This window comes from Burkholderia sp. JP2-270 (assembly GCF_003233675.1).
Taxonomy (GTDB): domain Bacteria; phylum Pseudomonadota; class Gammaproteobacteria; order Burkholderiales; family Burkholderiaceae; genus Burkholderia; species Burkholderia pyrrocinia_C.
In genome coordinates this window covers 2,793,661-2,807,162 of record NZ_CP029825.1, presented here as the reverse complement: position 1 = coordinate 2,807,162, position 13,502 = coordinate 2,793,661, and the positions used below count along the sequence as shown (strand labels likewise).

Genomic DNA, 13,502 nt, shown 5'->3' with positions numbered 1-13,502 from the left:
ATGAAGAAGATCCTGATGCTGCACGGCATCAACCACAACATGTTCGGCAAGCGCGACCCGGCGCAGTACGGGACGATCACGCTCGCGCAGATCGATGCACGGCTGCAAGGGCTGGCGGAGGAACTGGGTGTACAGGTGGACTCGTTCCAGACAAACAGCGAAGGAGCGATGTGCGAGCGCATTCATCGCGCCTTCGAGGAACGCCAGGACGCGGTGCTGATCAACGCGGGCGCATGGACGCATTACAGCTACGGCATTCGCGATGCCCTTGCCATCCTCACGTGCCCGATCGTCGAACTGCACATGTCCAACATTCATGCGCGCGAGCCGTTCCGGCATCACTCCGTCCTGGCCGAGATCGTCAGCGGGCAGATTTGCGGTTTCGGTGTTCAAAGCTATCTGCTGGCGCTGAGGGCCGCGGTCTCGGCGCTCGGCGAGGAATAGGCCGATTCCCGCATCGGCTGCCGATGCGGGGCCGACGCACATACGCAACCGTTCCCGGGTGCACGGCGTTGCGCACGGAGGTTGTTCGCCGTGCGTCGTATCGATGGGCCTCGGTCAGGTCACACAACGGAGTCGATACATCGGGCAGTGACGACTCCCCGCATCACCCGCGTTGCCCGGCACACATATCAATATCTGGAGACGACGATGACCGCGACCTTGCGAGACGAGCCCCGGGGCAGGCACCAATCGAGAAAAGCCGCCGTCAGCGGCTGGATCGGCTCGGTGCTCGAATACTACGATTTCTTCATCTACGCCACGGCATCGGCGCTGATCTTCCCGCAGATATTCTTTCCGCACGGCAGCCCCACGACAGCCATCATCGCGTCGCTGGCCACTTACGGTGTCGGCTATGTGTCCCGCCCGATCGGCGCGTTCGTGCTGGGCCATCTCGGCGACACGCGCGGACGGAAAACCGTCCTGCTTTTCTGCATGTTCCTGATGGGAATCTCGACCGTCGGAGTCGGCCTGCTGCCGACCTATCAGCAAGCCGGGCTGATCGCGCCGGCATTGCTGGTGACGCTTCGCCTGCTGCAGGGTTTCGCCGTGGCCGGCGAGATTACCGGCGCGAGCTCGATGATCCTGGAGCACGCGCCGTTCGGTCGGCGCGGATACTTCGTCAGCTTCACGCTACAGGGCGTGCAGGCCGGGCAAGTGCTGGCCGCCGCCGTGTTCCTGCCGCTCGCCTACTACATGCCGTCCGCGCAATTCGACAGCTGGGGCTGGCGCATTCCGTTCCTGCTGAGTGCGCTGGTCATCGTTGCGGGTTTGATCATTCGCCGCGAGGTCGACGAGTCGCCGGCCTTCGATGAAGCGGTACGCAACCGGTCGCAAGCCGGCTCGCCCGTTGCCGACGCTTTCAGGCACCACTTTCCCGACATGGTGCGCGTTGCCTGCATGTCGATGATGAACGTGATTCCGGTCGTCGCCACGATCTTCGGCGCAGCCTATGCGGTCCAGCCGGCGTATGGAATCGGATTCCAGAAAGATATCTATCTCTGGATCACGGTGGTGGGCAATATCGTTGCGATGATCGTGATTCCGTTCGTCGGCAACCTGTCCGACAAGGTCGGACGCCGGCCGCCGATCATCGTCGGCTCGCTGGCGGCCGGCCTGCTCGCGTTTGCCTACCTGTATGCGATCAGCATCCGCAACGTGCCGCTCGCATTCGCGATGTCGATGCTCATGTGGGGTGTGGTGTACCAGGGCTACAACGCCGTATTTCCCGCCTTTTACCCGGAACTCTTCCCGACCCGCACGCGCGTCTCGGCGATGGCAATCGCGCAGAACCTCGGTACCGCGGCCACGGCGATGCTGCCCGCGCTGTTCACGGCGGTCGCGCCGCCCGGAGGACACCACGTCTGGCTGATCGTCGGTGCGATCGCGTTCGGCATCACCGTGATTGCGTCGCTCGCAGCCGCAAGCGCACGCGAGACCCATCGTGTCCATATGAACGACCTGGGACGAGCGAACGCTCAACCGGTCGGCAAGGCAGAATACGACCGGCTGCGCGTCGCGGCGATGTCGCGCAATCGCATCGTGCGCGAACACGTGCCAGGGTCCGTCGGCAGCTAGCCAGCGCTCGACGGGGCGTCGTGTTCGGCGCCCCTTCCGCCAATCATTTCCAGCTTGCTGGTGCGCCCTCACTGACAGAGCCAACTTGCGTTACCGATGCCTGATACCGTGCCGAAAACCGTCATGCCCGACACCACGCGCCCTGCTCGCCTGAACTTCGCGCTCATGTTGCCGCTTCTGCTGGCGGCCCAGCCGGTGGCGACCGACAGTTACCTGCCGGCGCTGCCTGAAATCGCCGCAACGCTGGGCTCTGCCAGCGTCAGCCTCACGGTTTTCGCATTGATATTCGGAATAGGACAATTGCCGATGGGCAGTCTTTCCGACCGATTCGGCCGCCGTCCCGTGTTGCTGAGCGGCCTTGCGCTCTATGCGCTTGCAGCGCTCGCGGCTGCACTCGCTTCGACCGCAGCGATGCTGGTGGCCGCTCGCGCGATGCAGGGCTTTGCAATGGCCGCGATACTGGTATGCGCGCGCGCGACGGTGCGCGACCGGCATTCGGCGGCCGACGGCCCGTACGTGATGGCGCGCGGCTTCATGGGAATGGGGATGATGGCGTTCCTCGCGCCGATTCTCGGTGCGTATGTCACGCAGCAGGCCGGATGGCGATGGGTGCTCGCGGGGATGAGCCTGTATGCGTTCGGGCTGCTCGTCATGTGCTGGTACGGCTTCGACGAAAGTTTCTCCAGAATCGCTTCGAGCCGGGGCTCGATCCGGGACGTGCGCGAGATACTCGGCAATGCCACGTTCAGGGTATGGGCGTTGCTGGCCGCCTCGACGTACACCGGCATGTTCTGCTTTCTATTGCTCTCTCCCGCAATCTACATCCGGCATCTCGGCCTGTCGCCCCAGCGATATGGCTGGATACCGGCGAGCGGTACGTTCGTCTATGTCCTGAGTACGTATGGCTGCCGCCTGTTGTTGCGACGTCAGAGCATGCTGCGAACGGTGCGACAAGGCGCAACGTTGAGCCTCTCCGGCGCAGTGATTCAGGCGGTGGGCTGCGCGTTGCTTCCCGGGAGCATCTGGCCGCTGCTCGCGGGGCATGGCGTGTATTGCCTCGGCCACGGGATCCATCAGCCATGCGGGCAGGCGGGGGCGGTCAGCAGCCTGCCTCATCTTGCGGGTCGCGCGGTATCCTGGTCTGGCTTCCTCATGATGTTCTTCGCTTTCAGCGTGGGACAGACGGCAGCGGCTTTCACCGATCCGCGCTATCAATTGGGCGCGTGGCCAATGGTGGTGCCGATGCTCGTCGTCGGCGTCACGCTGGTGACAATCGCGTTTGCCTGGCTGCCAAAAATCAACGACGCGACTATGTGACATGCGGCGGAATTTTGTAGCCCGTCAGACGCTGAGTCTCGCGTCGATATTATCGGAACCCAGCCAGGCCGGACGGACGGTGGCGGGAAGTTGATAGCGATGTGTGGCATGAGGCCGGCGCCTGTCGTAAAACTGCCGCCAGCGTTCGATGAGCACCTTGGCTGCGGCACGACTGCGGGACCCTCCCCGGCTCAGCAATTCCTCGTGCGGCTTGCGGCCAACGCTCTCAACGACCCCGATTTGCCACGGACTGCCCGGTGCGACGAAGGCCGGACCGATGGCAGCATCTCACGGCCAGCTGCATGCCCCAGGCAGAGGCAAATTCAAGCGCGACGACCACGACAGCGGAATTTAAGACTGCCGCGGACAGACTTAATGCATTGCGTCAAGTGACAGGAACTTTGCGCAAGGAAAGACAAAGCCTGTCTTGACGGCCGTGAATCAGACGTGTCCGCGACCCGATCCGCGTGACCAGGGAGAAAGTCCGAAACGAAAGGTATGAGACCAGCGAGACTCGCGAAAGCGGCCGAGCCCCATTTCCCGCACGCGCCCGTTGAGTTTCAAACGAAAGCCCCCGAGCGGGCGCCACTGTTCGCGATCTGCATTTAAAGGCCGCCGCCGTCAGCGTAGGGACCAGGGGGTACTTCCTTTGCGATCCGCAAGGTACTGAGCCGGTGAAACTGTCGGCCTGCCATGTTGCGCTCCTTCTTACCCGCAAAGCCCACGCCGCTACCCATACTTCGCGCGGAAATTGTGAGGGACGCGAGGGGAAGCCGCAAGCATGCCGTTACCCACGAATCGATTTGAAATCAGCGACCTATGGCGCATTTACGGAAGTCGCCGGAATGCCCGCGAACCCTTGAATGGCGGAAGGCAGCAGGAGTCGAACCTACCCAGGAGTGTCTGACACCCCCAACCGGGTTTGAAGCCCGGCCGTACCACCGGATACGAATGCCTTCCTCGGGGAAAACAACCAAAAGAACAACGGGCGCCTACGCCTGAATACCCACCCAACCGCTGTCAGGCCGCAGGAAGTGGAGATCGCGGTGGAAGCGAGTATACCCAACCCGATCGAAGAACTCGAGAATCTGGATCGCGCGCTTGCGGCCCAGCCCCGTCGCGTCGCGAAACGTCGCGGCATCGAGCCCGCCGCCGCGCGAAGGCGCGAGATGCGCGACCAGTTCCGCCAGCTCGCGTACGACATCCGCGTGATAGAACAAGTCGCGCACGACCTGGTGCACGTCGCCGCGCCGCGCGAGCTTGCGCAGCAGCGTGCGCACCGCGTCCTCGGCCGCGCCCGTGTCGCGGGCCAGGTCGCGCACCCACGGCGGATCGAAGCGCCCCGCATGAATCAGCGGCAGCAGTTGCCGCGCCAGCGCTTCCTCGCGCGAATCGAGGCTCACCGAATGCGACGGCAGATGCAGCCACGGCCCGCTTCGCGCGACTTCACCGCCGTCCACCAGCGCATCGACGAGCGCGCGCCACAACGCATCGCCGGCAAGCGGTGCCGCCATCCGCCGCAGGCGCGCGGCGTCGAGCCCCTGTTCGTCGGGCATGCGCTCGTGATACGCGCGCAGCGTCTCGATCGCCCGCGTCTGCAGCGCGCGCCAGTGCGCATGCGAAATCACCGCGCCGTCGTTCGACGCGGCATCGCGTTGCCCGATCGCCAGCGCGTCGTCCGGCAACGCGAGCGCGTCCGGTGCGAAACCGGTGAGATGCGTAAGCATCGCGCGCGGGATGCCGAGCGGCGCATGCGCCAGCAGCGCATCGAGGCGCCCCGCGTCGAGCCACTCGGCAAGCGCATCGAGCCACGCGCGGCGCGCGGGCGTGCGGCGCTTGCGCGCCGGCCCGAACGGATCGAGCACGCGACCGCCGCCGACGGTGCGCGTCGCCTGCGGATTGCGGACGATGAACCGGTCGCCCGGCAGCCCGAACACCGGTTCGTCGAATACCAGTTGCACGCGCATCCGCTGGCCGGCCGCGAGCGTATCGCCGTCGAGCAGCGCGACATGCGCGACGCGATGCAGCGTGCCGAGATGCACGTGCAGCGGCGCCCAGTGCGTGAGCATCAGCCCCGCGTCCGCGAGCAGCGTCAGCTCGACGTCCACGCGCGGCGACGTCGCAGCGAGCCGCGCATCGGCGACGGTATCGCCACGCTCGACGTCGGCCTTGTCGACGCCGGCCAGGTTCAGTGCGCAACGCTCGCCCGCGCGGCCGGCCTCGACCGGCCGGTTCTGCGCATGGATGCTGCGCACGCGCGCCGCGCCGCCCGTGCGCACGATCGCGAGCGTGTCGCCCGTCGCGACGCGGCCCGCAAACGCGGTGCCCGTCACGACGGTCCCCTGCCCCGCGAGCGTAAACACGCGATCGACCGCGAGCCGGAACAAGCCGTCGTCACGGCGCGCGCGCCACGCGATCGCCGCGTCGGCCAGGTGACGCTTCAACGCGGCGACGCCCGGATCGTCCACGGCCGTCGCACGGGTTTCGAAGATCGGCGCGCCGGCCAGCGTCGAGTCTTGCAGCCATGCGGCGATCTCGTCGCGTACCTGGACGACGCGCGCGGCGTCGACACGATCGCACTTCGTCAGCGCGACCGCGCCATGCGTGACGCCGAGCAGCTGCAGGATCGCGAGATGCTCGCGCGTCTGCGGCATCACGCCATCGTCGGCGGCGATCACGAGCAGCGCGAAGTCGATCCCGCACGCGCCGGCCGCCATCGTATGGATCAGCTTCTCGTGGCCCGGCACGTCGATCAGGCCGAGCACGTCGCCGTTCTCGAGCGGCGTATACGCGTAGCCGAGCTCGATCGAGATGCCGCGCGCCTTCTCTTCCTTCAGCCGGTCGGTATCGACGCCCGTCAGCGCCCGCGCAAGCGTCGTCTTGCCGTGGTCGATGTGCCCCGCGGTACCGACGATCATGCAGCGGGCCCCGAGGGCGGCACGCATTGCGCGACGAATTCCGCTTCGTCGGCGGCTTCGAGGCAGCGCAGGTCGAGCCGCAGCGCGTTGTCGGCGATACGGCCGATCACCGGGCGTGGCCATTCGCGCAGCCGCTTCTCCAGCTGCGCAAGCGCGCGGCCGCCGCGCTTGCCGTCCGGCGTGCGCACGACGAGCCCGGCGCTCGGCAGTTGGTCGACCGGCAGCGCGCCGCTGCCGATCTGGCTGAACATCGGTTCGACCGTCACGTCGAAACCGTTGCCGAGCGCGGCCTGCAGCGCCGGGCGCACGCGTTCGGCGGCCTCGGCGATCTCGCGCTGCGGACGCGTCAGCAGGCGCAAAGTCGTGAGCCGGTCGCGCAGGAATTCGGGTGCCTGGTAGAGACGCAGCACGGGCTCGAGCGCCGCAAGCGTCAGCTTGCCGACGCGCAGCGCGCGCTTGAGCGGATGTTTCTTGATCTTAGCGACCAGTGCGCGATCGCCGACGATCAGGCCGGCCTGCGGCCCGCCGAGCAGCTTGTCACCGCTGAAGGTGACAACGTTTGCGCCGGCGGCAACGGTTTCCTGCACGGTCGTCTCGTGCGGCAGCCCCCATGACGACAGGTCGGCGAGCGTGCCGCTGCCGAGATCGACGGCGACCGGCAGCCCGTGCTCGCGCGCGAGCGGCGCAAGTTCGGCGAGCGTCGCCTCCTTCGTGAAGCCGCTGATCGCATAGTTGCTGCAGTGCACCTTCATCAGCAGCGCGGTGCGCGGGCCGATCGCGTCCGCGTAGTCGCGCAGATGGGTGCGGTTGGTCGTGCCGACCTCGCGCAACCTCGCGCCGGCGCGACTCATGATGTCGGGAATGCGGAAGGCGCCGCCGATCTCGACCAGCTCGCCGCGAGATACGACGACTTCGCGCTTCGTCGCGAGCGCCGAAAGCGTCAGCAGCACGGCCGCTGCATTGTTGTTGACGACGGTCGCCGCTTCCGCGCCCGTCAGTTCGCACAACAGATCGTCGATCAGGTCGTCGCGATCGCCGCGACGGCCCGTGGCGAGATCGAATTCGAGGTTGACGGGCCGCGTAAGCACGTCGATCACCGCGCGCACCGCTTCGTCGGGCAACAGCGCACGCCCGAGGTTCGTATGCAGCACGGTGCCGGTCAGGTTGAACACCGCTCGCACGGCGCCGGCGCTCTGCGCGGCCAGCGTGCGCGCGACGGCCGCGGCGATGCGCGGCTCGTCGAGCGGCTCGGCCGCCATCGGATCGTGCTGCGCGGCGGTACGCCAGCGTTCGAGTTCGGCGCGCACGGCGTTCAGCACGCGCGTGCGGCCATAGTGGGCAAGCAGCGGTTGCAGCGGTGCCGACGACAGCACGCGCTCGACCGACGGCACGCGCGCCAGCACCGCATTCAGTTCATTCACACCCGGTTCGGTCACGTAGTAGTGGCTCCAGTCTCATGCTTCGCAGTCGGCCGAAGCCGGCGCTCGCGCACCGCCCCCGGCCCCGTGCCGTCAATCCGCTTCCCGCGAGACATCCGGCCACAGCAGCGGGTTCGGCGAACTGCGCTGGTATCCGGCCTCGTTCATCAGCAGGTCGAGCGTGAGACTCGCGAGATCGTCCGCCAGCGGCTCGAACTCGTAGTCCTTCTCCTGATAGCCGATCTTGCGGTAGGTCTTGCACTCGTCGCACGATTCGGCCTTGACAGCTTCGCTGCCACCCTCGATCCCGTGGTACGCGATGCCCTTCGTCGAATCGCAGTGCGAGCACTTGGTGCGCACCATGTGCCACTCGGTCGTGCATAGCCCGCATTGCAGGAAACGGTAGCCCTGGAACTGGCCGCCGACCCGCACGACGCTCGCGACCGGATGCGAGCCGCACACCGGGCACAGCCCCGGCTGGTCGAGATACGGAACGTCGGCCGGCGTCACGCGGCTGGCGAGATCGGTCCACACGACCTGCAGCGCGGCCATCAGGAACGGCGCGGTGGCCGGGTCGACCTCGGCGAAACGCAGCGCGAGGATCGCGTCGGCCTGCGCGTCGAGTTCGGCGGGCGCCGTCAGGCGCAGCCGGTCGAGCAGCTTCGCGAGCGACGGATTGACGAGCCCGGCGCCTTCGACGCGATCGAGCAGTTCGTACAGCACCGCGCGCCAGCGCGGATCGCGCTCGCCGTCGAGCGCCGGCACGAGCGGCATCGAATGCTGCTGCGCGCGCGCGATCGCTTCCTTCGAGGGCAGCGGCAGCTCCAGCGTCTGCAATGTCGCGTGCTGCGCATCGGCGACGGTGGCCATCAGCCGCAGATAGCCGCTGATCGGGTTCAGGTCGGCAAGCTTGCGCAGCCGCGCGGCGCGCGCCGAAAACGCGGTGGCGCGCTCCGGCAGGCGAAAGCGTGGAATGGCCGAATGATCGAGTGCCGAGATCTCGGTCGGTTCGAGAATGCGTTGTGTCACAGAAATGTATTCCAAATAAACAAGCGCCGACGGATCGGCGCTTCAGGCAGTTCCGACGGCTGACGGAGCGGCCCGCCGCGATCGGCGAGCCGCCCGCTCCGGTGCGTTATTTCACGCTTTCACGGAACCACTTCGGATGATGCTTGCGAGCCCAGCCCGGCGTGACGGTGCCACGCACCATCGCGCCGATCGAGCCCTTCACCCACAACGCCGCGTAAATGTGCACGATGATGCTCGCGATCAGCACGAAGGCCGCCACGGCATGCACGACAGCGGCCGCGCGGATCACCCCGATCGGGAAGTAGAACGAGAAGTAGCGCCGCCAGATCACGATCCCCGACAGCAGGAGCAACAGCAGGCACACCACCAACGTAAAGAATAGCAGCTTCTGCCCGGCGTTATAGCGCCCGACGGGCGGCAGCTTGTCTTCCTGGTTGGTCAGCACGTCGCCGATCTGCTTCAGCCATTGCCGGTCGTCCGCGTCGAGCGCGTTATGGTGCCAGAAGCGCACCACCAGGATCGCGAACGACACGAACATCACGAGGCCGACGAACGGATGCAGGATCCGCGTCCATTGGCCGCCGCCGAACAGCGCGGTCAGCCAGAACATCGACGGATGGAACAGCGCGAGCCCGGACAACGCGAGCAGCACGAACGTGATCGCGGTGATCCAGTGATTCGTACGCTCGTTCGCCGAATAGCGGACGATCAGGTTGGGGTCGTCGTGCTTCATTTCGCGTCCTCCTTGATGCGTCGCGCCTCGTCGCGCGCGGCCGATTCCTCGTCGTCGCTCACCTCGTTCGGACCGACCCGGACATAGTGGAAGAATCCGGCGAGCGCCGTCAGCGCGATGCCGGCGACCGCGAGCGGCTTCGCGATGCCCTTCCACAGCTTCACCATCGGGCTGATCGACGGGTTGTCGGGCAGCCCGTGGTACAGCGACGGTTTGTCGGCGTGGTGCAGCACGTACATCACGTGCGTGCCGCCGACGCCCTGCGGGTCGTACAGCCCCGCATGCTCGAAGCCGCGCTCCTTCAGGTCCTCGATCCGTTCGGCCGCATGCTGCTTCATGTCCTCCTTGGTGCCGAACACGATCGCGCCCGTCGGGCAGGTCTTCACGCAGGCCGGTTCCTGGCCGACCGCGACGCGGTCGGAACAGAGCGTGCACTTGTACGCGCGATGATCCTTCTTCGAGATCCGCGGAACGTTGAACGGGCAGCCGGTCACGCAATAGCCGCAACCGATGCAGTTCTCCTCGTGGAAATCGACGATCCCGTTGTTGTACTGCACGATCGCGCCCGGCGACGGACACGCCTTCAGGCAGCCCGGATCCTCGCAGTGCATGCAGCCGTCCTTGCGGATCAGCCATTCGAGATCGCCGGCCGGGTTCTCGTATTCGGAGAACCGCATCACGGTCCACGAGTGCTCCGACAGGTCGGCCGGGTTGTCGTACACGCCGACGTTGGTGCCGACCTCGTCGCGCAGGTCGTTCCACTCCATGCACGCCGTCTGGCATGCCTTGCAGCCGATGCACTTCGATACGTCGATCAGCTTCGCGACGCTCCCGGTCACCGGTTCGCGCACCGTGGGCGGTGGCGTCGTGGTGGCCGAGACGCGCTTGATATCCAGCGATTGCAATGCCATCTCTTTCCCCTTACGCCTTTTCGACCTTCACCAGGAACGACTTGAATTCCGGTGTGTACGAGTTGCCGTCACCCACGGACGGAGTCAGGGTATTGGCGAGATAGCCGGGCTTCGTCAGACCCTTGAAGCCCCAGTGCAACGGGATGCCGACCGTCTGGACCTTCTTGCCGTCGACCGTCAGCGGCTTGATCCGCTTCGTGACGAGTGCGACCGCGACGATGTAGCCGCGCTTGGACGACACCTTCACGCGTTCGCCGTGCGCGACGCCGACTTCCTTCGCGAGGTCTTCGCCGATCTCGACGAATTGCTCGGGCTGGATGATCGAGTTCAGCCGCGCATGCTTGGTCCAGTAGTGGAAGTGCTCGGTCAGCCGGTAAGTCGTCGCGGCGTGAGGGAACTCCGGTGCCTTGCCGAACGACGCGCGGTCGTCCGGGAACACGCGGGCGGCCGGGTTGTTCAGCGCCTGCGGGTTGTTCGGGTGCAGCGGGTTCGTGCCGATCGGCGTCTCGAACGGCTCGTAGTGCTCGGGGAACGGACCTTCGTTCATCCCCGCGCGCGCGAAGAAGCGCGCGACGCCTTCCGGGTTCATGATGAACGGCCCCATCCCGTTCTCGGGCGGTTCGTCCGCCTTGAAGTCCGGGATATCCGGGCCCGCCCACGCCTTGCCGTTCCAGCCGATCAGCTTGCGGGTCGGGTCGAACGGCTTGCCGTTCACGTCGCACGATGCGCGGTTGTACAGGATCCGCCGGTTCGCCGGCCACGCCCACGCCCAGTTCAGCGTCTGGCCGATGCCGGTCGGATCCGAGTTGTCGCGCCGCCCCATCTGGTTGCCGGCCTGCGTCCATGCGCCGCAGAAGATCCAGCAGCCGCTCGCGGTCGTGCCGTCGTCCTTCAGTTGCGCGAACGCGGCGAGCTGCTCGCCCTTCTTCACGAGCGTCTTGGCCGGATCCTTCGGGTCGGGCAAGTCGGCAAGCGCCTTGCCATTGAACTCCATCGCGAGCTCTTCGGGCGTCGGGCTTTCCGGGTTCGCGTACGGCCAGGTCAGGTTCACGATCGGGTCCGGATACTTGCCGCCGTCTGCCTGATACATCTTGCGCATGCGCAGGAACAGCCCCGACATGATCTCGAGATCGCTCTTCGCTTCGCCCGGCGGCTCCGCGCCCTTCCAGTGCCATTGCAGCACGCGGCTCGAACTCACGAGCGAGCCGTTTTCCTCCGCAAAGCACGTGGTCGGCAGACGGAACACCTCGGTCTGGATCTTCGACGCATCGACGTCGTTGTAGTCGCCGTGATGCTTCCAGAACTCGGACGTCTCGGTCGCGAGCGGATCCATGATCACGAGCCACTTCAGCTTCGCGAGCCCCGCGGCCGTCTTCACCTTCGACGGCGCCGCCGCGAGCGGGTTGAAGCCCTGGCAGATGTAGCCGTTCATCTTGCCGGCATTCATCAGCTCGATCGCCTGCAGCAGGTCGTACTGCTTGTCCAGCTTCGGCAGGTAGTCGTAGCCCCAGTTGTTCTCGGCGGTCGCCGCATCGCCCCACCACGACTTCATGAAGCTGACGTGGAACGCCTTGTAGTTCTTCCAGTAGCTCAACTGGTTCGGCCGCAGCGGCAGCTGAGTGCGCTTCTTGATGTAGCCGTCGAAGTCCTGCTCGGACTGCATCGGCAGCGTCATGTAGCCCGGCAGCAGGTTCGACATCAGCCCGAGGTCGGTCAGCCCCTGGATGTTCGAGTGGCCGCGCAGCGCGTTCATCCCGCCGCCGGCGATGCCGATGTTGCCGAGCAGCAGCTGCACCATCGCGCCGGTGCGGATCATCTGCGCGCCGATCGAGTGGTGCGTCCAGCCGAGCGCGTACAGGATCGTGCCGGCGCGGCCTGGCACGGCCGTCGTCGCGAGCATCTCGCACACCTTCAGGAACTTCTCCTTCGGCGTGCCGCAGATCTGCGCGACCATGTCCGGCGTATAGCGCGCGTAGTGCTGCTTCAGCAGGTTGTACACGCAGCGCGGATGCTGCAGCGTCGGGTCGACCTTCGCGAATCCGTCGTCGCCGCGCTCGTAGTCCCAGCTCGATTTGTCCGGGTACGCGTGCTTTTCCGCGTCGTAGCCGGAATAGATGCCGTCGTTGAACGCGAAATCCTCGCGCACGATGAACGTGAAGTCCGTGTAGTTCTTCACATACTCATGCTGGATCTTGTCGTTCGTCAGCAGATAGTTGATGACACCGCCCAGGAAGACGATGTCGGTGCCGGTGCGGATCGGCGCGTAGTAGTCAGCCACCGAGGCCGTACGCGTAAAGCGCGGGTCGACGACGATCAGCCGCGCCTTGCGGTGCGCCTTCGCCTCCGTTACCCACTTGAAACCGCACGGATGGGCCTCGGCTGCATTGCCGCCCATCACGAGAATCACGTCCGCGTTCTTGATGTCGACCCAATGGTTCGTCATCGCTCCACGGCCAAACGTCGGGGCAAGACCTGCCACCGTCGGGCCATGTCAGACACGCGCCTGATTGTCGAATGCGAGCATTCCCAGACTACGGATAGTCTTGTGCGTCAGGTAGCCGACCTCGTTGCTGCCTGCCGATGCGGCCAGCATGCCGGTCGTGAGCCAGCGGTTGACCCTCGCGCCGTCTTCCGCCGTCTCGACGAAGTTCGCGTCGCGGTCGGCCTTCATCAGCTTCGCGATCCGGTCGAGCGCGTCGTTCCACGAGATGGGTTCCCACTTGTCCGAGCCCGGTGCCCGGTATTCGGGGTGCGTCAGGCGATTCGGGCTGTGGATGAAGTCGATCAGGCTCGCGCCCTTCGGGCACAGCGTGCCGCGATTGACGGGATGGTCGGGATCGCCCTCGATGTGAATGATGCTCGGCTGCGCATTCTTCGCGCCGTCTCCGAGGCTGTACATGAGGATGCCGCAACCCACTGAGCAGTAAGGACAGGTGTTGCGCGTTTCGACGGTGCGCGCCAGCTTGTACTGTCGGACTTCGGCAAGCGCTTCGGATGGAGAAAAGCCCATCAGGGCAAGACTCGATCCGGCAAGCGACGTGGCCGTCACCTTCAGGAACTGGCGCCGGGACATTTGTAGCATGGCGGTCTCGGCGTT

9 protein-coding genes, 1 tRNA gene and 1 pseudogene are annotated in these 13,502 nt (G+C 65.8%); 3 read left to right on the top strand and 8 right to left on the bottom strand.

Annotation, left to right across the window (positions count from 1 at the left end; all coding sequences use genetic code 11):
• The 3 genes from aroQ (at position 1) to DM992_RS30855 (ending at position 3,396) form a co-directional block, all read left to right on the top strand.
• Positions 1-444, top strand: coding sequence for a type II 3-dehydroquinate dehydratase (aroQ, locus tag DM992_RS30865; protein WP_014899800.1), 444 nt, complete (start codon positions 1-3; stop codon positions 442-444).
• Between the two features lie 207 nt (positions 445-651).
• Positions 652-2,079, top strand: coding sequence for an MFS transporter (locus DM992_RS30860; RefSeq protein WP_111019935.1), 1,428 nt, complete (start codon positions 652-654; stop codon positions 2,077-2,079).
• Between the two features lie 123 nt (positions 2,080-2,202).
• A complete protein-coding gene (locus tag DM992_RS30855) occupies positions 2,203-3,396 on the top strand; it encodes an MFS transporter (protein ID WP_111019934.1) in 1,194 nt (397 codons plus the stop codon).
• A gap of 24 nt (positions 3,397-3,420) precedes the next feature.
• On the opposite strand, the pseudogene DM992_RS30850 reads toward DM992_RS30855, so the two are convergent.
• The 8 genes and pseudogenes from DM992_RS30850 to fdnG all read right to left on the bottom strand — a co-directional run.
• Positions 3,421-3,684 (bottom strand): annotated as a pseudogene (locus DM992_RS30850) (integrase core domain-containing protein); the annotation flags it as partial.
• A gap of 576 nt (positions 3,685-4,260) precedes the next feature.
• A tRNA-Sec gene (locus DM992_RS30840) sits at positions 4,261-4,356 on the bottom strand.
• Between the two features lie 32 nt (positions 4,357-4,388).
• Positions 4,389-6,314: a selenocysteine-specific translation elongation factor gene (selB, locus tag DM992_RS30835; RefSeq protein ID WP_111019932.1), complete on the bottom strand. Its 1,926-nt coding sequence runs from the start codon at positions 6,312-6,314 to the stop codon at positions 4,389-4,391.
• Complete coding sequence (selA, locus tag DM992_RS30830; protein WP_111019931.1) at positions 6,311-7,750, bottom strand: L-seryl-tRNA(Sec) selenium transferase; 1,440 nt, start codon at positions 7,748-7,750, stop codon at positions 6,311-6,313. Before selA ends, selB begins: the two co-directional genes overlap by 4 nt.
• Before the next feature lie 75 nt (positions 7,751-7,825).
• A complete protein-coding gene (fdhE, locus tag DM992_RS30825; RefSeq protein WP_175958748.1) occupies positions 7,826-8,761 on the bottom strand; it encodes a formate dehydrogenase accessory protein FdhE in 936 nt (311 codons plus the stop codon).
• 106 nt (positions 8,762-8,867) lie between these two features.
• The gene (locus DM992_RS30820; RefSeq protein WP_111019930.1) at positions 8,868-9,494 is read right to left on the bottom strand and encodes a formate dehydrogenase subunit gamma; all 627 of its coding nucleotides are present in this window, start codon (positions 9,492-9,494) and stop codon (positions 8,868-8,870) included.
• Positions 9,491-10,405, bottom strand: a complete 915-nt coding sequence (gene fdxH / locus DM992_RS30815) for a formate dehydrogenase subunit beta (protein ID WP_047901314.1) — start codon at positions 10,403-10,405, stop codon at positions 9,491-9,493. The genes DM992_RS30820 and fdxH overlap by 4 nt, the downstream gene beginning before the upstream one ends.
• Positions 10,406-10,415: 10 nt before the next feature.
• A complete protein-coding gene (gene fdnG / locus DM992_RS30810) occupies positions 10,416-13,487 on the bottom strand; it encodes a formate dehydrogenase-N subunit alpha (protein WP_162631770.1) in 3,072 nt (1,023 codons plus the stop codon).
• Positions 13,488-13,502 lie beyond the last annotated feature (15 nt).

Excerpts from the sequence above, each read along its gene's own strand:
- aroQ (WP_014899800.1), top strand. The coding sequence starts at position 1 with ATGAAGAAGATCCTGATGCTGCACGGCATCAACCACAACATGTTCGGC.
- fdxH (WP_047901314.1), bottom strand. The coding sequence starts at position 10,405 with ATGGCATTGCAATCGCTGGATATCAAGCGCGTCTCGGCCACCACGACG.
- selB (WP_111019932.1), bottom strand. The coding sequence starts at position 6,314 with ATGATCGTCGGTACCGCGGGGCACATCGACCACGGCAAGACGACGCTT.
- DM992_RS30820 (WP_111019930.1), bottom strand. The coding sequence starts at position 9,494 with ATGAAGCACGACGACCCCAACCTGATCGTCCGCTATTCGGCGAACGAG.
- DM992_RS30855 (WP_111019934.1), top strand. The coding sequence starts at position 2,203 with ATGCCCGACACCACGCGCCCTGCTCGCCTGAACTTCGCGCTCATGTTG.
- DM992_RS30860 (WP_111019935.1), top strand. The coding sequence starts at position 652 with ATGACCGCGACCTTGCGAGACGAGCCCCGGGGCAGGCACCAATCGAGA.